Genomic DNA, 17,588 nt, shown 5'->3' on the forward strand with positions numbered 1-17,588 from the left:
TGCCTCCGGTGCAGGGCGGCTGACAGCGGCGGGTGGATGCCAGCCTTCGCTGGCATGACGGGAAGGGGAGGCGGAGGTGGGTCATGCTGGAATCCCCTTTCTCTCCCGCCCGTAATACACCGCCGCGGCCTCCAGCGCGGCTCGCACGTCCTGCACGCCCTCCATCATCATGCGGGCCGCATGGGCGGCGAGCCGCGCGCAGCCAATGCTCGCCCCGCCCATGCCGCCGCCGTCGCCATGTTCGGGCGAGGAACACCAGGCGCCCAGCGCGTGGGGCAGGGCGGATATCTCGTCGAAGCGGCAGCGGGCGTCCCCCGTGGCCGCGATCACGCTCGGATAGGCCGCCGGGTAGCAGGCCGCCCCCTGCGCCGGGGCCGCCGCCACCAGCACCGCGCCGGCCGCGATCGCCTCGGCGCAGGCATCGCGCAGCACCGCGCGGTCCGTCGGCAGGCCGAGGCTCAGGCAGAGAAGTGGTGCGTCTTGCTCCAGTGCCAGCCAGCGCACCGCCGCCGCCACCTGCGCCGCGCTGGTCACCGGGCGGTCGCCGAACACCTGGGCGTGGCGCACCGACACGCCGGGTAATGCACGGCGCATGACCGCCTCCACCGTCGATCCGTGGCGCAGGCGGTCGGGCAGGGGAGCGGCGGTCGTCACGCCGCCGTCCGTCAGCACGAAGCGGCGGGCGCCGTCCAATGAGGGGCCGCCGCTGTCGATGATGCCGATCACCATATCCATCATGGCATGGCACGCGGCCGGCGGCGGCCCAGAAGACCAACCGCCGGCCGCGCTCCCTCCCTCACTCGTCGCGCTGGAAGACGCGCATGGTGGCAAGGCTCATGTTGGCACCGCCCGGCATGGGAATCTGGCCGATCATGTCCAGGGTCTCGGCGTCATAGACCGCAATGTCGCCCATGGCGCCGCCGACGAAGACCTTGCTGCCGTCGCTGGAGACGTTGATGGAGTAGTAGCTGTGCGGCAGCTCCACACGCTTCAGCGGCTTGCCCTCGGAGACGTCGAACTTCGACAACTGCGTGTAGGCGCCATAGACGATGTTCTTGTCCGTCGGGCTGACGGCCGTGGAGAAGTAGAAGATGTCGGTGTTTTCGACGTCCTTCATCTGGAAGTCGCCGGTCTCCAGGTCCAGCGTCAGGATGCCGGTCCAGTAGGCTTCCGGGTTCATGGGGTCCATGTCGGTCCTGGCCGCATAGTAGGGCGTGGACAGCACGTTCGCCGTCTCCCACTGGCTCCAGACGTCCAGGATGTCGGGCTGGCTGTAGTTGGCGCGCTCCCATTTCTGGGTCGCGTGCTCGCCGATCTTTTCGCCGGTCTGGCCGTCGAAGATGTGCACCGCCCGGCCCAGGCCGTAGAGCTTCGAGCCGTCGGCGTTGTACATCAGCAGCGTGATCTGGCGCGGTGCCTCCGTCCGGCCCTTCAGTTCGCCGGTCTCGGCGTCGTAAAAGGAGATGCGGGTGGGCTGCACCTTCATTTCGCCGGCCAGGATGTCCACGGGCGACTCATAGACCGCCAGCGTGGTTTCGTCCGGCGACAGGTCGACGCCGAACATGGCCTTCACGCGCGTGTCCTTGTCGGACAGGTCGATGCGCATGGTTTCCTCGCCCGTCTCAAGGTCGACGGCGACGATGCTTTCCCAGCGGTTGACCAGCGCATAGGCGCGCTTGCCGTCGTCGGTGGGGATAAGAGTGAGCGGCGCCGGGCCGCCGTTCTTGACCTCGATGACCTTGTCGATGGCCATTTCCTCGGGGTCGACCACCACAAGCTTGTTGGGCTTTATGGCGGTCAGGATGTAGTCTTTCGCCAGCGCGGGCACGGCCGAGAGGCCCAATCCCGCCGCCACGGCGGCCGCGATGGCCGAGCGTGTCAGGGTTCGCATGGTTCGTTCACTCCAATGCACTGCGTTCACCACGTCGAGAAGCGTCAAGCGGCGGGCGTCAGCCCTTGTCTTCGGGGAAGACCTGGTTGAGCTTGCGCCAGTCGGTCTGGGCCGCCGGTGCATCGGCGTTCCAGTCGGGATAGGTGTTCAGCGTGTCGGCCACCTGGGCCGGCCACCAGCAGGGGTCGGCGCAACCGTAGAGGTCGGCCTCCATGGGCTGGCAGAGGGCGGCGACGCCGCCGAAGGCGTCGACCTCCCAGCCGGGGTCGAACGACGTGGTGCAGCCCACCAGAGAGGTCATGGCGACGACCTCTTCCTCGCGGCCGTCCTCGGCGGCTTCCGTGAACTGCTGGGCCTTGGCGTTGGCGGGTTTCAGGTGCTTCATTGCGGCAGCCTCCGGGGCTCGACGTGGGTGCGGATGAACGACGGGTTGCCCTGCATGATGCGGACATAGGCGGCAATGCCGAAGTCCACCCAGTCGCGCATCAGGTCGCAGTAGTGCAGCACGGGCGCATGCGGATCGCCCGACCGGGCATAGCTCTCGTGGTAGCAGCCGCCGGCGCAGACCGACCGGATGCGGCAGGTGCGGCAGTCGTAGTTGCTGCGGTCCTGCGCCTCCTCGATGAAGGCGCCGAGGCCTTTCACGTCGATGCCTTCGCGCACATTGCCGTAGGTCGGCTGGTCCGAGCCGACGAAGCGGTGGCAGAGGTGCAGGTCGCCGCCCTTGTCGACGGCCAGCATCCCAAGCCCCGCCCCGCAGGGCACGGCCTTCCGGGTGCCGGCGGCGATGTCGGTGAGCAACTGGTGCATGTTGGAAAAGCCGATGTTGCGGCCTTCCAGCGCACCCTGCACATAAGCCTCGCCCAGCGTCTTCATGGCGCCGAACACCGCCTGAAGCTCCGCGTCCCCCAGGTTGAAGGACGACAACGGGCCGGATGTCGCCGGGCCGAAGCCCACCTCGAAAAAGCCCAGGTCGTACTTCAGGTGATCGTGGATGCCGATGACGTCGGTGACACCCTTTGTCAGCGTCACCCGCGCGCCTACCGGACGGCTTTTGTAGCGCGACAGCAGCATCCGCACTTTCTTCGCGACAAGGTCATAGGTGCCCTTGCCGCCGACGGTGCGGCGGTTGACGTCGTGCAGCGCCTTCGGCCCGTCCATGCTGACCGTCAGCGCGAACTTGTGCGCGTCCAGCCAGTCGACGGTCGCTTCCGTCAGAAGGGTCGCGTTGGTGGTCAGCGAGAAGTCCACCGTCTTGCCCACTTCCGCGGCGCGGGGCTCGGCGTATTCGACCACCTGCTTGATGAGCGGCAGGTTGGACAGGGGCTCGCCGCCGAAGAACACCACGTTGACGCGGTCCCGGTCCTTGGCCTGCCGAAGCAGCAGTTCGAAGGAGTCGCGCGCGGTGTCGAAGTCCATGCGCTCCCCCTTCGCGGGCGAGGTCAGGTCTTCCTTGTAGCAGTAGGTGCACGACAGGTTGCAGCCGGTGTTGACGTTCAGGATGATGGTGGACAGCGGAATGTCCTCCACCTCCGTCACCGTGATCGGCGTCTCCGGCGCCCCGGCATCCCGCAGGATGTCGAGCCGCTTGAAGCCGTCCACGCAGTCGGCCAGGTCTTCCGGCGAAAAACGGTCGCCGAAGGCGCTGCGCATGGTTTCGGCCGACGCCATGCCCTGCTGGCGGAACAGCTCCAGCACGCTTGCGCTGACGTCGTCCATCTCGAACAGGCTGGTGGTCGGGACGTGGACCAGCATCCGGTGGCCGTCGACCGCGACGTCGTGGACGTTATGAGGCACCAGGGTCAGCATGCCCATGGGTGATCCTCCTTTTCCATCGGGTTCGGGTCAGCGGATGGGCGGATCGACGAAGCGCTGGACGGTGACGTAAAGCTGCCCCGTCGCCTCGACTTCCCGGCCGCCGTCGAACACGGATGCGATGACCGACAGGTTGCCGACGTTGTTGGTGCCCTTCACCCGCGCCGGATTGGGACCGGCGGGACCTGGCGTGAACAGGCCGCCGTCGCCGATCTGGCCGGCATACTTGGCGTCTTCCAGGGCCGCGGCGGTGGCGTCGAAGTTGTCCGTCTTCCACTCGGCCGGCATGGCGCCGATGCGGATGTCGTCCTCGGTCATCGGTTGCCCGTCCGGGCCGTTCATCCAGCCGATGGCCTCGAACTGCGCCGGCACCTTGGGAATGGGGCCGCCGTTGCCGCCGACGCGGGCGAAGGTGACGGCGGGCTCCACGGTCAGGCGGTCGATGCCGTCGTAGACCACGAAGGCGTCTTCCATGGACTGTCCGCCGACGGAGACACCGCGCGGGCCGGTCTGCGCCGCGCCATCGGCGGCGACGTCCAGAACCAGGGTTTCCGGCGTGCGCTCGACCACGGTGGCGGTGACGCCCTCGCCGAAGTCCGGCTCGCCGTCAAGGCCGACGCCGGTGACGGTGACACGGGTGGAGGCACCCTGGCGCAGGTGGGTCGGTGCCACGGCGACGACGCGCGGGGCGGCGTCGGTCTTCACGGCGGTCATGGCACCGCCGATGACGTCCTGCTCGGTTTCGAACCAGCGGCCGGTCAGGGTCTCGCCGTCCTCGGACAGGGCCAGCACCTGACGATAGTCCGTGCCGGCGCCGGACAGCGTCGCGCGCCACTCGCCGGCGCCGTAGAGCATCCCCGTGCCGCTCTGGCTGAGGGTCGTGCCGTTGTCGTAGGTCAGGTCGACGGACACGTCCAGCATCCCGCCGTCCTTGGGCGCGACGCTCATGGTGCCGTGGTACGGACCCTGGCCGCGCTGCACGCCGGCCACAGCCCAGGTGCCGGACAGGTCGGCGGTGGAGGCGTCCGGCGCCTCGCCGAGCGGGAAGCGTTCCGCCAGTTCGTCGACCATCTGGTTCTGGGCGATGTCCCACCACGCGCGGTCACGCGCCAGCGCCTGGTACTCGGCGGTGGGGAACTGGCCCAGGTGGAAGTGCATCAGCTTGTCCCAGTCGTCCTTGGTGCGGCGCTGGAGCGTCACCCGCGCCCACGAATGGCAGCGGCTGCACATCTCGGTCAGTTCCTGGGTGGGGCCTTCGTCCCAGGAGACGGGGTCCTTTTCCAGGATGTAGCGCGAGCCCTCGGTCTCGGCGACGGTCAGGCCCCGCGTGTCGGCCAGATGGCGGACGAGGGTGCGGCGCTCGTCGTCGGTCAGCTTGACGTCGTGGTTGCGCTCCATGCGCACCAGCGTCATGAACCAGCCCTCGGGCGTGCGGCGGCCCTCGTCGATGCGGGTGTAGGTGCCGTCGCCGTTCTCGGCGTGGCAGGAGGCGCATTTCGCCTCCAGAAGCGCCGGGCCGTCTGCGGCCTTGGCCGACGGCACCAGCGCCAGGGCGCTGACAAGAAGCGCCCCGGAAAGCACGGTCAATCGCATGGTGTCCCCCATGTCGTTGAAGCCAGATCCGTTCCCTGGTCAGTAGCCATGCCTCTTTTGTGGGCATTGGTCGTCCTCTGACCACGTATGAGGCTATCCCGGTTTCGGCGGCACTTCTTGACAGATCCGGACAAAGATGACGCTGCTGCTATCTATCGGGCCGCGCGGGGTGGACGCGCCCGCGATCCTGCGCTGTCATGTTGCGCAGGACAGGAGGGGCGAAGCGCATGGAAACGGTGGATGTGGCGGTGATCGGCGGCGGCCCGGCGGGCGCGGTGGCGGCGCGGGCGCTGGCGGGGCAGGGGGCGAGGGTGCTGCTGGCCGACCCCGACCGCACGCCCGCGCGGCTGGAGGGCATCGGCGAGCGCCTGATGGCCTGGCTGCGGGCGGAAGGGCTGGCCGATCGCCTGCCCGACGTCTCGCCGCTGGTGCCCCGCCGGGCATCCTGGGCCGGGGAGGAAACGGCGCACAACGGCGAACATCTGGTGGAGCGCGCGAGCATGGACCGCGCCCTGCGGGCCGCCGCCGTGGAGGCGGGGGCGGAGCTTGCGACGGCGACGGCGACTCTTCAGGCGAAACATGACGCGGTGCGCGTGCGGCTGTCGGACGGGCGGGAGGTTTCGGCCCGGCGGGTGATTGACGCGCGGGGGCGGGCGGCGCACGCCAACCGCCCGGTGACGCGCGGCCCGGCGACGTTGGCCGTCGGCGGCTGGCTTTCAGGGGAGGCGGAGGCCGGCGCCGCCGTCACCCCCTTCGCCGACGGCTGGGTGTGGATCGCGCGGCCGGGGGATGGCCGGGTGTGGACGCAGGCGACGCTCGACGCCCGCGCCGACGACGCGCCCCCGGCCGAGCGCCTGCGGGCGGCCCTGGCGGAGGTCGCGCCGCATCTGGCGGGGGAGCCGCAGGGGCTTTCCATCCGCGAGTGCGCGCCGGTCGTGCCGACGGGCGCCATTGATCCGCGCGTGCTGCCGGCGGGCGATGCGGCGGCGGGGATGGACCCGCTGTCGGGCCATGGCATGTTCTGGGCGGTCTCCGGCGCGCTGGCGGCGGTGGCGGCGTGGCGCACGCTTGAGGAACGTCCGGGGCCGGACAGCGAAGACCTCGCCACCCGCTACATCGGCGAGCGCATCCGCGAGACCTACCTGCGGCAGGCCCGCCTCGGCCGCGACTTCCTGCGCCAGGAGACCCGCTTCCAGGACCGCCCCTTCTGGGCGCGGCGGCTGGGGTTTCCCGATGACGCGCCGGTGCACGAGGCGGCGGAACCGGGCGTGACGACGGCCATCGTCGTGGTGGACGGGCTGCTGGAGGAGCGGGAGGTTATCGTCACCGAACAGGAGCCGGCGGGGGTCGCCTTCATCGCCGACATTCCCGTGGTGGAGGCGTGGCGGCGATTGCAACAGCACGGCCCGGCCGACCTCGCCGCCGAACATGGCGAGGCCAAGGCCCGCGCCGTCGTCGGATGGCTGACGGTGCGGGGCTTAATCTCTACTTGATTGCCACGGGGTTGATGATCATCTGCACCGCGCCCTTCACCCGCGCAGGACCAAGGACGAAGAGGAACTCGTTCACGTCGTCCGCCACCAGCTCGCGGGTGACGATGTTTTCCAGGATGTAGACGCCGTTTTCCGCCAGCAGCGTCACATGGACGGGGAAGAAGCTCTCGCCGTCGGCCGAGGGCACGGCCTCCAGCCCCCAGTTGTCGGCGCCGACGGCCACCACGCCCTGTTCGGCCAGCCACTCGGCGGCGTCCACGTCCAGGCCCGGTTCGGTGCTGCCCCAGGTCTCGTTGTCCTCGCCGATCTTGTCCATCCAGCCGGTGTGAACGATCATCACGTCGCCCTTGCCGACCGTGGTCCCCTGCGCCGAGAGCGCGTCCTGCAACGCCTGGGCGGAAATGGCATGGCCGCCCTCCAGTTGCTCCACGCCCTCGTGCGCGGCCATGTTCACCAGCACGCCGCGCGTGGCGATGGGCGGGATCTGCTCGATGCCCAGCTTGGTGAGGCCGGTGACGTTCACCAGGTCCTCGGCCTTGTTGTTGTTGTAATAGACATGGTCGCGGCCCAGGTGCCCGAGGCCGTCGATCTGCGTGCCGACGCCGAGCCAGCCGTGAAAGATGTCGTCGTTGTAGCTGCCCCGGTTCGGCCCGAAGGTCTTGCCCATGCCCTGGCTGGGCGTGACGACGGTGACGCTCACCGAGCGCGGCGGGAAGGCCGGGGTGGCGCGGTCGACCGTCATGCCCAGCGGGTAGACCTTGCCCTCCGTCACCAGCCCGGCGGCCGCCTTGACGGTGTCCGGCGTCATGTTGTTGGCGGCGCCGATCTGGTCGTCGGGGCCGTAGGGGCTGTCGAAGGTGGCGCGGTCGTCCTGGGCCACGGCAGCGGAGCCCAGCAACAGCGCCAGAGGCACCGCCAGGGCGGCGGCGCGGAGGGGAGCAGTACGCATCGGACGAAACCTCCCTTGCTCAGTTTTATGATTGCAAAGCCGAGCGTGCTGCTCGGGCAAGCGGCCGGTCAAGGAGGGAGGGGCCTTATGCACCCTCCGGTCAGGTATCGGCGTCGTCGGTGGTGGCGCAGAAGGGCCGCAGGTCGGCGCCCAGGCGCTCCATGGACGTCAGGCGCCGACCGGTCTTCGCCGGGTCGAAGGGGGTGACGTTCACGGCCTTGAGCGTGGTGCGGATCACGGCGCCGGCTTCGTCGGTGTCCAGGTCGATGATGTTCAGGCACCCCATGTCCTGGTCGAACGCCCCGCAGGCGTTCAGGCCGGCGCCGACGGCCCAGGAGAGCAACACGCGGTTGACGCCCTCATGGCTGACGATCAGCGCCGTCGTCCATCCGGGCTCCCGCAGCAGCCCGTGAACGACGCCCATCACCCGGTCGGCGAAGGCCGCGAAGGGCTCGCCGCCGCAGAACAGGGCGCCGGGTGCGCCTGCCGTCTCGAACCCGTACGTGAATTCGGCGTCGAAGCGGTCCGGCGGGAAGCGCAGCGCGTTGCCGGAGCGGATTTCCGTCAGCGCCGGCTCCTCGCGCACGGGCAGTCCGCCGCCGGCGATCTCGGCGGTGCGGCGGCTGCGTTCCTTGGGGGAGGAGATGACGATGTCCGGCGGCGAAGGCGCCAGAAGCTTCCGCGCGGCGTCGGCCTGGGCCCGCCCGCGCGGGGTGAGTTGGACGTGCTTGGGATGGACCGGGCGGCCGTCCTCGCCCAGGTACAGCACCTCCCCATGGCGCATGAAAATGAGCCGTCGGCGGCCGGGGACGGGCTGTTCCGGCATTTCCTGAAGGCTCATGAACCGGCCTCGATGCCGTCCCGCAAGGCGCGCTTGATGAGCTTGCCGTTGCTGTTGCGGGGCAGGGGGTCGGGCGAGAAGGTCACGAAGTCGGGCACCTTGTAGTCCGACAGCCGCTCGGCGCAGAAGGTGCGGATGGCGTCCTCGGTGATGTCGTCCCTGGCGTGGACGAAGGCGTGGACCTTCTCGCCCAGCACCGGGTCGGGATGGGGCACCACGGCCACCTCCGCCACCGCGGGATGATGGGCCAGCACGTTCTCCACCTCTGCCGAGAAGACCTTGTAGCCGCCCCGGTTTATCATGTCTTTCTTGCGGTCGAAGACACGCAGGAAACCGTGGGCGTCCAGCGATCCGATGTCGCCCGACCTCCAGAAACCGGCGTGAAAGTTTTCCGCCGTGGCCTCGGGCTTGTTCCAGTATCCCGGTACCACCATGGGGCCGGCGATCCAGACCTCTCCCGGCTCGCCCGGCGGAACCTCGCGCCCGGCCTCGTCCATAACGCGGACCTCGCCGCAGGGCACGACGCGGCCGACACTGGCGGAATGCGTCGCCGTGCCGCCCGGCGGCATGAGGGTGGTGGGGGAGGTGGTCTCCGTCGCGCCGTAGGCGTTGGCAAGCTCCAGGTTCGGCAGCGCCTCGGCCAGCCTGCGGATGGTCGCTTCCGGCATGGGCGCGCCGCCGTAGGAGCCGATGCGCCAGGCCGAGAGGTCGTGCCTCGCGAAGTCGCTGCGCAGGAGGCAGAGGTTGTACATGGCCGGCACCATGATGGTGTAGGTCATGCGTTCCCGCTCGGCCAAGTCCAGGAAGGCATCCGCCTTGAAGGCCTTCAGCATGAGCACCGCCCCGCCGACGCTCATGGGCGCCAGCACGCAGGCGATCAGCCCGGTCACATGGCTCACCGGCACGGCCACCAGGGATCGGTCGGCGGCGGTCATGGAGAAACAGAGCGAAAAGTGCAGGCAGGAATGCACGATGTTCAGGTGGGTGAGCATCGCCCCCTTGGGATGCCCGGTGGTGCCCGAGGTGTAGAGGATGACGGCAAGCTCTTCCTCCGCCGGCGCCGGGTCGGGCACCGGGCCGTCGGCGTAGTCGGCGAGCAGGGACTCGAACGGGCTGTCCAGCGCGATCAGGTCCAGCCCCTCCGGCAGGCGGTCGGCGAGGGCGGGCTCCGCCACCACCAGGGTGGCGCCGCAGTCGTCCAGGATGTAGGCCAGTTCCGCGCCCTGCGCCCGCGTCGACAGCGGCACGGCCACCAGCCCGGCGCGGAGGGTGCCGAGCAGCGCCACCACCCATTCCCAGCGGTTGCCGATCAGCAGCCCGACCCGCGCGCCGCTCTCCAGCCCCCGCGCCAGCAGCGCGCGGGCGACGGCGGAGACCTGGGCGTCCAGGTCGCGGTAGGACAGCCGCGTCCCGCCATCCACCACCGCGTCGCCGTCGGGGTTGGCGGCGACGGCGACGCGGATCATGGCATCGGTGTGCTGCGGCCGTTCGACGAAGCAGGGCACCACCCGGTCCCCGAAGTGCGCCTCGGCGCGCATCGGCGGCATGGGCGGGAAGGCGGGCAGGGCGTTGGCCATTATTCGGCGGCCTCGCGACTGGCGGCGTTGCTGCCGCGCTCGATGATCCATTCGCTGTCGAACAGGCTGAAGGCGTGGTTCAGTTCCGACTGGCTGAGGATCACCGACAGTTTCTCTTTCCGAAGCGCGGCGATCACGTCCGCCAGCCGTTGCGCCAGCGCCGGCGCCACGCCCTCGAAGGGCTCGTCCAGCAGCAGCAGCCGCGTACCCACCGTCAGCGCCCGGCCAAGCGCGACCATCTTCTGCTGCCCGCCGGAAAGCTGGAGCGCGCGGCGATCCTTCATGCCGTACAGTTCGGGCATGATCTCCCACACCTGCTTGAGGCGCTTGGGCCCGTCGATGGTGGGCGTGACCCAGCTTGGCAGCAGGATGTTTTCCGCCACCGTCAGTTCCGGCACCAGCGCACGGTCCTCTGGCATGTAGCCGATGCCCAGCCGCGCGCGATGATGGACGGGCACCTTGGCCATGTCCTCGCCGTCGAAGGAGATGGAGCCGCCGGTGGTCTTCACCAGCCCCATGATGGAGCGCATGACGGTGGTCTTGCCCGCGCCGTTGCGCCCGGCCAGCGCCGTCATTTCGGAGGCATCGACGGTCATGGAGAAGCCGCGCAGCGCCTGTACGCTGCCGATCATGACCTGCACGTCGTTCAGTTGCAGCAGCATGGGCCTACCTCGCGCTTCCGGTGACGTATTTCTGCACGGCCTCGTCCGCCAGCACCTCGTCGGGGCGGTCGTCGGCGATGATCTTGCCGGCGTAGAAGGCGACGATACGGTCGGAATAGCGGGTCACGATGTCCAGGTCGTGCTCCACGAACAGCACCGTGACGTCCTCGTGCGCCAGCGCGGCCATGACCGTGTCCATCAGCGGAAACTTCTCTTCCGCCGAAACGCCGCTGGTGGGCTCGTCCAGCAGCAGCACCTTGGGCTTGCGGACCATCGCCATGGCGATGTCCAGCAGCTTGCGCACGCCGCCGGGAAGCTCTGCCACCACGCGGTCGGCGTATTGCTCGAGCCCGAAGCGGTCGAGCATGGCGCGCGCCTCGTCCTCGCTGCCCTCGGACCCGCAGGGGCGGAACAGGCTGAACCGACGGCCTGAGGCGCCGAAGGAGACCAGCATGTTCTCGACGCTCGTCATGGGCTCGCACAACTGCGGGATCTGGAAGCTGCGGCAGACGCCAAGGTGGGTCATGGCGCGCGGCTTCTTTTTCGTCACGTTGACGCCGTCCAGCAGGATTGCGCCGCTGTCGGGCTTGAGGTAGCCGGTGACCATGTTGACGAAGGTGGTCTTGCCCGCCCCGTTTGCCCCGATCAAGGAGACCTTGGACCCGGTGGCGAACTGGATGGAAATGTCGGCCGCCGCCGACACGGCGCCGAAGCTCTTGTTCAGGCCGCGCGCCTCCAGTACCGGAACGGCCGGGGAGGGGGCGGAGCGCGGCGCGCGGGCGGGGGATGCGTTCATGCCTGCGGCTCCTTGGCGGTGGGACGGGCGGCGCGGGTAGCGGTGACGACGCGCGATCCGCCCGCCGAACGGTCCTCGGCGGCGCGGCTTCGGGTCACGTCGTCACGGGGCGTGCGCGGGGCGATGATCCGCCCCTTGGCCCAGAGGGACCCGATGCCCTCGGGCAGGAACAGGATCACCGCCAGCAGGAAGGCGCCCAGCACCAACTGCCACGTCTCCGGGAAGTAGAGGTTGGAGAAGCTGCGCACCAGTTCCAGGATGATGGACGCCACGAACACGGCCGCGACCGAGTAGGGCCCGGCCAGGATGGCGACGAAGACGAACTCGCCGGATGTGGTCCAGAAGCTGAACAGCGGGTCCACATGGCCCAGCGCCATGCCGTTGAGGGCCCCGCCGACACCGCCGAACCCGGCCGCGACGACGAAGTTCAGCACCATCGTGCGATGGACGGAGGTTCCCAGGTACTCCACCCGCAACTCGTTCTCGCGCACGGCCCGGCTCATCAGGCCGGCCATGCTGTCGAAGTACACGCGGCAGATCATGGCGGTGACGCCGGCGACGATGATCGCCGTGAAGTACAGCGCCAGGTCAGCGGAATCCCGGTTGGGCAGCCAGCCGAAGAAGGTGGGCTCGGGCACGTTGAAGCCGTCCGACCCGCCGATCTGGTTCATCTTCACCAGCACGCCGTAGAGCACCATGGACAGGGCCACCGTCAGCATGGCGAAGAAGATGCCCCGGTAACGGGCGATCAGCGGCCCGACCACGCCGCCGATGACGATGCCGGTCACGCCGCCGATGCACAGCAGCAACAGCGCATCCGTAAGGCCCCAGTTGGCGGCGATCAGCCCGGCGGCGTAGGCCCCGGCGCAGTACACCATGCCCTGGCCGAAGGAGACCACGCCGCCGCGCATCAACACCACGATGCCTAGCGCGACGATGCCGTAGCCGATGGCCTTGGTGGCGGTGAACAGCAGCCACTGCGGGGCGGCGAGGCCGGCGAGCAGCAGCACCGCCATGAGGACCGCGCCGCCGAGGAGGGTTTTCAGGGTCTTGCCATGCATGGGTCAGATCTTCCGGACTTGCGCGCGTTGGAACAGGCCCTCCGGCCGGAAGACCAGCACGGTCGCCATGACCAGGTAGACGATAAAGATTTCCGCCTCCGGCAGCTCGTAGACCGCCGCCGCGCGGGCGATGCCGACGATGAGCGCGCCGATGGCCGCCCCCGGAATGCTGCCCAGCCCGCCGATGATGACCACGGCGAAGCTGAGGATGATGACGCTGACCGATATGCCCGGCTGGACCGATATCAGCGGCGCGGTGTAGGCGCCGGCCAGGGCCGCCAGCAGCACGCCGATGAAGAACGCCAGCACGTAGACGCGGGCGACGTTCACGCCCATGGCGGCGCTGATCTCGCGGTTATGGATGACCGCCAGCACAACCTTGCCGATGATGGTGCGGTTCAGCCCGAACCACACGGCCAGGCCGCAGACGACGGCCAGGACGATCAGCATCAGGTCGTAGCCGACGTAGAACAGGCTGCCGATCTCCACGTTGCCGAACAGGCCGCGCGGCTCGAACACGTAATAGGGCGTGACCCCCCAGATCAGCTTGGTGATGTCCTCCAGCATGAGGAAGACGGCATACGTCACCAGCAGGATGAGCACTTCGTCGCGGCCGTAGAACATGCGCAGCACCACGCGCTCCAGGAACGGCGCCACGGCGATGGCGACGGCGATGGAGGCGATGAGCATGGCAAGAAGGCTGAGCGCCGGCGGCAGGCCCAGGCCGTTGGACAGCGCCACGGCCGAGGCGGCGGCATAGGCACCCAGGGCATAAAAGCTGCCGTGCGCGATGTTGAGGATGCGCAGCACGCCGAACACCAGCGTCAGCCCCAGCGCCACGATGAACAGCCAGGATGCGTAGACGACGCCGTCGACCAGGATGGTCAGCAGGTAATCCATGAACGGAACTCCCCAAGTGCGGGGGGTAGGGGAGCCTCGCCCGGCGGCGGCGACGGGCGAGGCTCTGTCACGCGGGCGTCAGGGGCGGTGCGTCAGTCGCACTGGGCGCCCTCGAAGCCGCTCTCGATCCACTCGATGCTCTTCTTGCCCTCGGGCGGGTTCACGCAGCGGGCGTTGAAGCGCACGATGTCGCCGATGACGACCTTGCCCTCGTCGTTCTTCTGGGTGCGGCCGATGGCGGTCGGCTGGATGGCCTGGTGGCCGTTGCCCAGCGCCATCTCGATCTGGCCGGCGGGGCTTTCCCATGACGCGCCCTTGAGCGCCGCGGCCACCTGCTCCTTGGTCGGTTTCTGGCCGCCGTTTTCCTCCATGGCCTTTTCCACCGCCAGCTTCAGGCCCAGAATCGCCTGTGCCATGCGGTAGGGGGCCTGGACGGGGATGACGTCGTACTCGTCCATGTAGATCTTCTGCCACCACTGGTTCAGCGGCGTGTCGGGCGCCATGTAGCCGTAGGCGCCGCGCGCCCCGATCACCACGTTCTCAGGCATGTTCTCGCCCAGCGGCGGCATGACGTGGTCGCCCGCCGACAGCGCCACCTGGCTGCGCTGGAACATGCCGCGCGGCATGGCCTGAAGGATCAGGGCCTGAAGGTCGCCGCCCCAGTTGGAGCTGTGGATGACGTCGGGGTTCTCGCGCATGATGGCCGAGATTTCCGTTCCGTACTGGCCGGCGCCGAAGGCCGGGAACAGTTCCGCCACCACCTCGGACTCGGGATAGAGCTGCTTCATGCTGGCGGTGAAGTCGCGCCAGCTGTCGTGGCCCCAGGCGTAGTCCTGGTTGATGCCGCCGATGGTGTTCACGTCCACGCCCTTTTCCTTCATGTATCGGGCAAGCGCGACGTTATCCATGGTGGCGTGGGCGGCGGTGCGGAAGGCGTATTCGTACTCGCCGTCCTCGAACACGCGGGGCGTGCCGCAGTCGTACAGCACCGTCAACGCCTTCAACTCGTCGGCCACCGGAGCGATGGCGAGGCAGTCGCCCGACGAGACGTAGCCGACGACGGCGTCGACATTCTCGCGCTGGACGAGGTTGCGGAACTCCTGCACCTGCTTGGTCGCGCCGCCGGCCTCATCGATGACGATGGGCTCGATGGTCAGGCCGCCGAAGCCCTTCTTGTCGTAGGGCGCGGGGCCTTCGCCGGCGTTCAGCTTCTCGATCAGGACCTTGCCGCCGTTCCAGGCGGGCACGCCGAAGCTTTCGGCAGCCTGACCGGAAAGGAAGGTCACGACGCCGATCTTGTAGGTGTCCTCCGACTGGGCCAGCGCGCCGGTGGCACCCACCGCCATGACGGCGGCGGCGGCCCCGGCGGCGAGCACCGCGCGGACGGACGTCTCCCGTTTGAACGTGTTCATGGTGGAAAAGCCTCCCTGTGGTCTTTCTTGCTTGGACGCCGGGCGGCCGATGCGCCGCCTGTCTTGTTTTTGCGGCCCGCCGAAGGGGAGAGGCGTTTGCGACGCCTTCTTCTGTCCCTTCGGGGTGCCGGTCCTCGACCTTGGCTTTTTCTTGATGAGAGGCGCGGCCGTTCTGGCGCGGTCCGCTTGCCTCTGACAAACCATTCATCCGTTTGTCCGACAATCGAATGTTAGGCAGGAGTGTCGACGGCCGTCAAGCCGTTACCCCACCGGAACGCTCGGTTCCTTTTTCCGTCCTCAGTCCGCGGCGGACGCGGCGTCACCCTCTTCGTCGGGCTCGGGCTCGGGGTGCGTCACCTCAAGCATGATCTTGCCGATGTGGCTGCTGCTCTCCATCAGCTTGTGGGCCTTCGCCGCCTCCTCAAGCGGGTACGTCGCATGAATGATGGGCCGCACCGCGCCCTTGCTCAGCAGCGGCCAGACGTTGTCCTCCAGCGCCTTGGCGATGCGGCCCTTGGCGTCCACCGTGCGGGGGCGAAGCGTCGAGCCCGTCCAGGTCAGCCGCCGCGTCATGAGCTGGAGGAAATTGCCCGAGATGTCGGCCGAATCGAGGAACGCGATCTGCACCAGACGCCCGTCGGTCGCCAGCGCCTTCAGGTTGCGCGGCACGTAGGCGCCGCCGATCATGTCCAGGATGACGTCGGCGCCGCGCCCCTCGGTGACCTTCAGCACCTTGTCCTCGAAGGCGTCGGACTGGTAGTTGATGGCGTGGTCGGCGCCCAGATCCTTGCAGGCGGCGCATTTGTCGTCGGTGCCGGCGGTGACGATGACGGTGGCTCCGAAAGCCTTGGCGAGCTGGATCGCCGTGGTGCCGATGCCGCTGGAGCCGCCGTGGATGAGGATCGTCTCCCCCTCCTTCAACTGGCCGCGGTCGAAGATGTTGCTCCAGACCGTGAAGTAGGTTTCCGGCAGGGCGGCGGCCTGTTGCAGCGACAGACCGGTGGGCACCGGCAGCACCTGCGGCTCGGGCGCCACCACATACTGCGAATAACCGTCGGAGACCACCAGTGCGCAGACCGAGTCGCCCACCTGGAACCGCTCCACGCCGTCGCCGAGCTTTACAACCGTGCCCGCGACCTCCAGCCCCAGCACGTCGGAGGCGCCGGCGGGCGGCGGGTAATTGCCCTGGCGCTGGAGCACGTCGGGCCGGTTGACGCCGGCCGCCGCCACCTTGATGAGCACCTGCCCCGGCGCCGGGCCGGGCACGGGGCCTTCCGCCGGCACCAGGTTCTCGGCCGGCCCGTAGTCGGTGAGGCGGATGTAAGTCATGGTCGACGGAATGGGGGGGACGTCGGACATGGACTGCGGGCTCCTGTTCAACTTTGCTTGAATGGTGGCGGCGGCGCGTGCCCGAGTCCACGGCGCGGGCATCACCTCCACCGGATGAACCGCACAAGATTGACAGAGGGAGGAGCTTTGCGCCATCGTTTGTCCGACAAACGGATAAACGTCCGGGGAAGGCATCCCCGGCACGACCTGGGAGGCACGATGTCCAGCCAGACGGCGAAGGACCTGCGCGGGCTCGATCCCGCACCGGTGGAGGCGCGTCTGCGCGACTCGATCCCGGGTCTGGGCGACGGGCCCATGGGCGTGGAGATGATCGCCGGCGGGCAGTCCAACCCCACCTTCTTCCTGCGGTTCCCCAACCGCGACCTTGTGCTGCGCAAGCAGCCGCCGGGCAAGCTGCTGCCGTCGGCCCATGCCGTCGACCGCGAATACCGGGTGATGAAGGCCCTGGCCGACACGCCCGTGCCGGTGCCCGAAATGCTGCTCTACTGCGACGACGACTCCATAACCGGCACGCCGTTCTACGTAATGGAGCGGGTGCCCGGCCGCGTCTTTCATGACAGCGCGCTGCCCGGCATGGAACCTGAGCACCGCCGCGCCTGCTATGCCTCCATGACCGACACGCTGGCGGCCTTGCACGACGTGGACGTGGATGCCGTCGGCCTGTCGGACTACGGCCGTCCCGGCAACTACTTCGAGCGCCAGATCCGCCGCTGGACCCGCCAGTACCGCGCGGACCAGGAGGAAGCCGGCAGCGACATGCCGGAGGCCGAGCGCCTGATCCAATGGCTGCCCGCCAACATGCCGGAAGACGACGGCATGACCGGCCTGTGCCATGGCGACTACCGCATCGGGAACCTGATGTTTCACCCCTCCGAGCCGCGCGTCGTCGCCGTGCTGGATTGGGAACTGTCGACCCTCGGGCATCCGCTGGCGGACCTGGGCTACACGCTCATGTTCTGGCGCATGACGCCCGACGAATACGGCGGGCTGGCGGGGCTCGACCTGCCGGCGCTGGGCCTGCCGACGGCGGAGGAGCATGTGGCGCGCTACTTCGAAAAGCGCAGCCTGCCCAACAGCATGACCCCGTTCCACGAGGTCTTCGCCCTGTTCCGCTTCGCCATGATCCTGGAAGGCGTTGCCGCCCGCGCCCGGCGCGGCAATGCCGCCAGCGCCGATGCGCTGGAGGTGGGCGGCCGCGCCCGCGCCTTTGCCCAGCGCGCCGTCCACATCATCGAAACCCGCGGCTGA

Annotated in this window: 16 protein-coding genes; 2 read left to right on the plus strand and 14 right to left on the minus strand. The window is 68.8% G+C overall.

The features are described 5' to 3' along the window. Window positions 1-81: 81 nt before the first annotated feature. The 5 genes from LG334_RS09300 to peaA are packed head-to-tail and all read right to left on the minus strand — an operon-like array spanning window position 82 to window position 5,287. On the minus strand, window positions 82-738 hold the full coding sequence (locus LG334_RS09300) for a hypothetical protein (protein WP_404385420.1): 657 nt from the start codon (window positions 736-738) through the stop codon (window positions 82-84). Window positions 739-796: 58 nt separating this feature from the next. Then, on the minus strand, window positions 797-1,891 hold the full coding sequence (gene peaD, locus LG334_RS09305; RefSeq protein WP_404385422.1) for a quinohemoprotein amine dehydrogenase subunit beta: 1,095 nt from the start codon (window positions 1,889-1,891) through the stop codon (window positions 797-799). 58 nt (window positions 1,892-1,949) lie between these two features. Next, window positions 1,950-2,276 carry a quinohemoprotein amine dehydrogenase subunit gamma gene (qhpC, locus tag LG334_RS09310; RefSeq protein ID WP_404385424.1) on the minus strand — a complete coding sequence of 109 codons (327 nt, stop codon included), beginning with the start codon at window positions 2,274-2,276 and terminating at the stop codon, window positions 1,950-1,952. Continuing rightward, complete coding sequence (peaB, locus tag LG334_RS09315; RefSeq protein WP_404385426.1) at window positions 2,273-3,706, minus strand: quinohemoprotein amine dehydrogenase maturation protein; 1,434 nt, start codon at window positions 3,704-3,706, stop codon at window positions 2,273-2,275. Before peaB ends, qhpC begins: the two co-directional genes overlap by 4 nt. A gap of 30 nt (window positions 3,707-3,736) precedes the next feature. Next, window positions 3,737-5,287, minus strand: coding sequence for a quinohemoprotein amine dehydrogenase subunit alpha (gene peaA, locus LG334_RS09320; RefSeq protein WP_404386344.1), 1,551 nt, complete (start codon window positions 5,285-5,287; stop codon window positions 3,737-3,739). Between the two features lie 239 nt (window positions 5,288-5,526). On the opposite strand from peaA, the gene LG334_RS09325 reads away from it, so the two are divergent. Beyond that, window positions 5,527-6,792, plus strand: coding sequence for an NAD(P)/FAD-dependent oxidoreductase (locus tag LG334_RS09325; protein ID WP_404385428.1), 1,266 nt, complete (start codon window positions 5,527-5,529; stop codon window positions 6,790-6,792). Here the strand turns inward: LG334_RS09325 and LG334_RS09330 are convergent. The 9 genes from LG334_RS09330 to LG334_RS09370 form a co-directional block, all read right to left on the minus strand. Further along, the gene (locus tag LG334_RS09330) at window positions 6,785-7,741 is read right to left on the minus strand and encodes a cyclase family protein (RefSeq protein WP_404385431.1); all 957 of its coding nucleotides are present in this window, start codon (window positions 7,739-7,741) and stop codon (window positions 6,785-6,787) included. The two genes, LG334_RS09325 and LG334_RS09330, sit on opposite strands and share 8 nt — an antisense overlap. A 100-nt stretch (window positions 7,742-7,841) precedes the next feature. Then, the gene (locus LG334_RS09335) at window positions 7,842-8,582 is read right to left on the minus strand and encodes a histidine phosphatase family protein (RefSeq protein WP_404385433.1); all 741 of its coding nucleotides are present in this window, start codon (window positions 8,580-8,582) and stop codon (window positions 7,842-7,844) included. Further along, window positions 8,579-10,159 carry a class I adenylate-forming enzyme family protein gene (locus LG334_RS09340; protein WP_404385435.1) on the minus strand — a complete coding sequence of 527 codons (1,581 nt, stop codon included), beginning with the start codon at window positions 10,157-10,159 and terminating at the stop codon, window positions 8,579-8,581. The genes LG334_RS09335 and LG334_RS09340 overlap by 4 nt, the downstream gene beginning before the upstream one ends. Further along, complete coding sequence (locus LG334_RS09345; RefSeq protein WP_404385437.1) at window positions 10,159-10,821, minus strand: ABC transporter ATP-binding protein; 663 nt, start codon at window positions 10,819-10,821, stop codon at window positions 10,159-10,161. The genes LG334_RS09340 and LG334_RS09345 overlap by 1 nt, the downstream gene beginning before the upstream one ends. Before the next feature lie 4 nt (window positions 10,822-10,825). Further along, a complete protein-coding gene (locus LG334_RS09350; RefSeq protein WP_404385439.1) occupies window positions 10,826-11,617 on the minus strand; it encodes an ABC transporter ATP-binding protein in 792 nt (263 codons plus the stop codon). Beyond that, complete coding sequence (locus tag LG334_RS09355) at window positions 11,614-12,678, minus strand: branched-chain amino acid ABC transporter permease (protein ID WP_404385441.1); 1,065 nt, start codon at window positions 12,676-12,678, stop codon at window positions 11,614-11,616. Before LG334_RS09355 ends, LG334_RS09350 begins: the two co-directional genes overlap by 4 nt. Before the next feature lie 3 nt (window positions 12,679-12,681). Next, the gene (locus tag LG334_RS09360; protein ID WP_404385443.1) at window positions 12,682-13,578 is read right to left on the minus strand and encodes a branched-chain amino acid ABC transporter permease; all 897 of its coding nucleotides are present in this window, start codon (window positions 13,576-13,578) and stop codon (window positions 12,682-12,684) included. A 92-nt stretch (window positions 13,579-13,670) separates the two neighbouring features. After that, on the minus strand, window positions 13,671-14,990 hold the full coding sequence (locus LG334_RS09365) for an ABC transporter substrate-binding protein (RefSeq protein WP_404385445.1): 1,320 nt from the start codon (window positions 14,988-14,990) through the stop codon (window positions 13,671-13,673). Between the two features lie 297 nt (window positions 14,991-15,287). After that, window positions 15,288-16,349, minus strand: coding sequence for an NAD(P)H-quinone oxidoreductase (locus LG334_RS09370; protein WP_404385447.1), 1,062 nt, complete (start codon window positions 16,347-16,349; stop codon window positions 15,288-15,290). Window positions 16,350-16,538: 189 nt separating this feature from the next. On the opposite strand from LG334_RS09370, the gene LG334_RS09375 reads away from it, so the two are divergent. After that, complete coding sequence (locus LG334_RS09375) at window positions 16,539-17,588, plus strand: phosphotransferase family protein (RefSeq protein WP_404385449.1); 1,050 nt, start codon at window positions 16,539-16,541, stop codon at window positions 17,586-17,588.

It is taken from the genome of Caenispirillum salinarum (assembly GCF_044803115.1).
GTDB lineage: Bacteria > Pseudomonadota > Alphaproteobacteria > Rhodospirillales > Rhodospirillaceae > Caenispirillum > Caenispirillum salinarum_A.

Excerpts from the sequence above, each read along its gene's own strand:
- LG334_RS09300 (WP_404385420.1), bottom strand. The coding sequence starts at position 738 with ATGATGGATATGGTGATCGGCATCATCGACAGCGGCGGCCCCTCATTG.
- peaD (WP_404385422.1), bottom strand. The coding sequence starts at position 1,891 with ATGCGAACCCTGACACGCTCGGCCATCGCGGCCGCCGTGGCGGCGGGA.
- qhpC (WP_404385424.1), bottom strand. The coding sequence starts at position 2,276 with ATGAAGCACCTGAAACCCGCCAACGCCAAGGCCCAGCAGTTCACGGAA.
- peaB (WP_404385426.1), bottom strand. The coding sequence starts at position 3,706 with ATGGGCATGCTGACCCTGGTGCCTCATAACGTCCACGACGTCGCGGTC.
- LG334_RS09325 (WP_404385428.1), top strand. The coding sequence starts at position 5,527 with ATGGAAACGGTGGATGTGGCGGTGATCGGCGGCGGCCCGGCGGGCGCG.
- LG334_RS09330 (WP_404385431.1), bottom strand. The coding sequence starts at position 7,741 with ATGCGTACTGCTCCCCTCCGCGCCGCCGCCCTGGCGGTGCCTCTGGCG.
- LG334_RS09335 (WP_404385433.1), bottom strand. The coding sequence starts at position 8,582 with ATGAGCCTTCAGGAAATGCCGGAACAGCCCGTCCCCGGCCGCCGACGG.
- LG334_RS09340 (WP_404385435.1), bottom strand. The coding sequence starts at position 10,159 with ATGGCCAACGCCCTGCCCGCCTTCCCGCCCATGCCGCCGATGCGCGCC.
- LG334_RS09345 (WP_404385437.1), bottom strand. The coding sequence starts at position 10,821 with ATGCTGCTGCAACTGAACGACGTGCAGGTCATGATCGGCAGCGTACAG.
- LG334_RS09350 (WP_404385439.1), bottom strand. The coding sequence starts at position 11,617 with ATGAACGCATCCCCCGCCCGCGCGCCGCGCTCCGCCCCCTCCCCGGCC.
- LG334_RS09355 (WP_404385441.1), bottom strand. The coding sequence starts at position 12,678 with ATGCATGGCAAGACCCTGAAAACCCTCCTCGGCGGCGCGGTCCTCATG.
- LG334_RS09360 (WP_404385443.1), bottom strand. The coding sequence starts at position 13,578 with ATGGATTACCTGCTGACCATCCTGGTCGACGGCGTCGTCTACGCATCC.
- LG334_RS09365 (WP_404385445.1), bottom strand. The coding sequence starts at position 14,990 with ATGAACACGTTCAAACGGGAGACGTCCGTCCGCGCGGTGCTCGCCGCC.
- LG334_RS09370 (WP_404385447.1), bottom strand. The coding sequence starts at position 16,349 with ATGTCCGACGTCCCCCCCATTCCGTCGACCATGACTTACATCCGCCTC.
- LG334_RS09375 (WP_404385449.1), top strand. The coding sequence starts at position 16,539 with ATGTCCAGCCAGACGGCGAAGGACCTGCGCGGGCTCGATCCCGCACCG.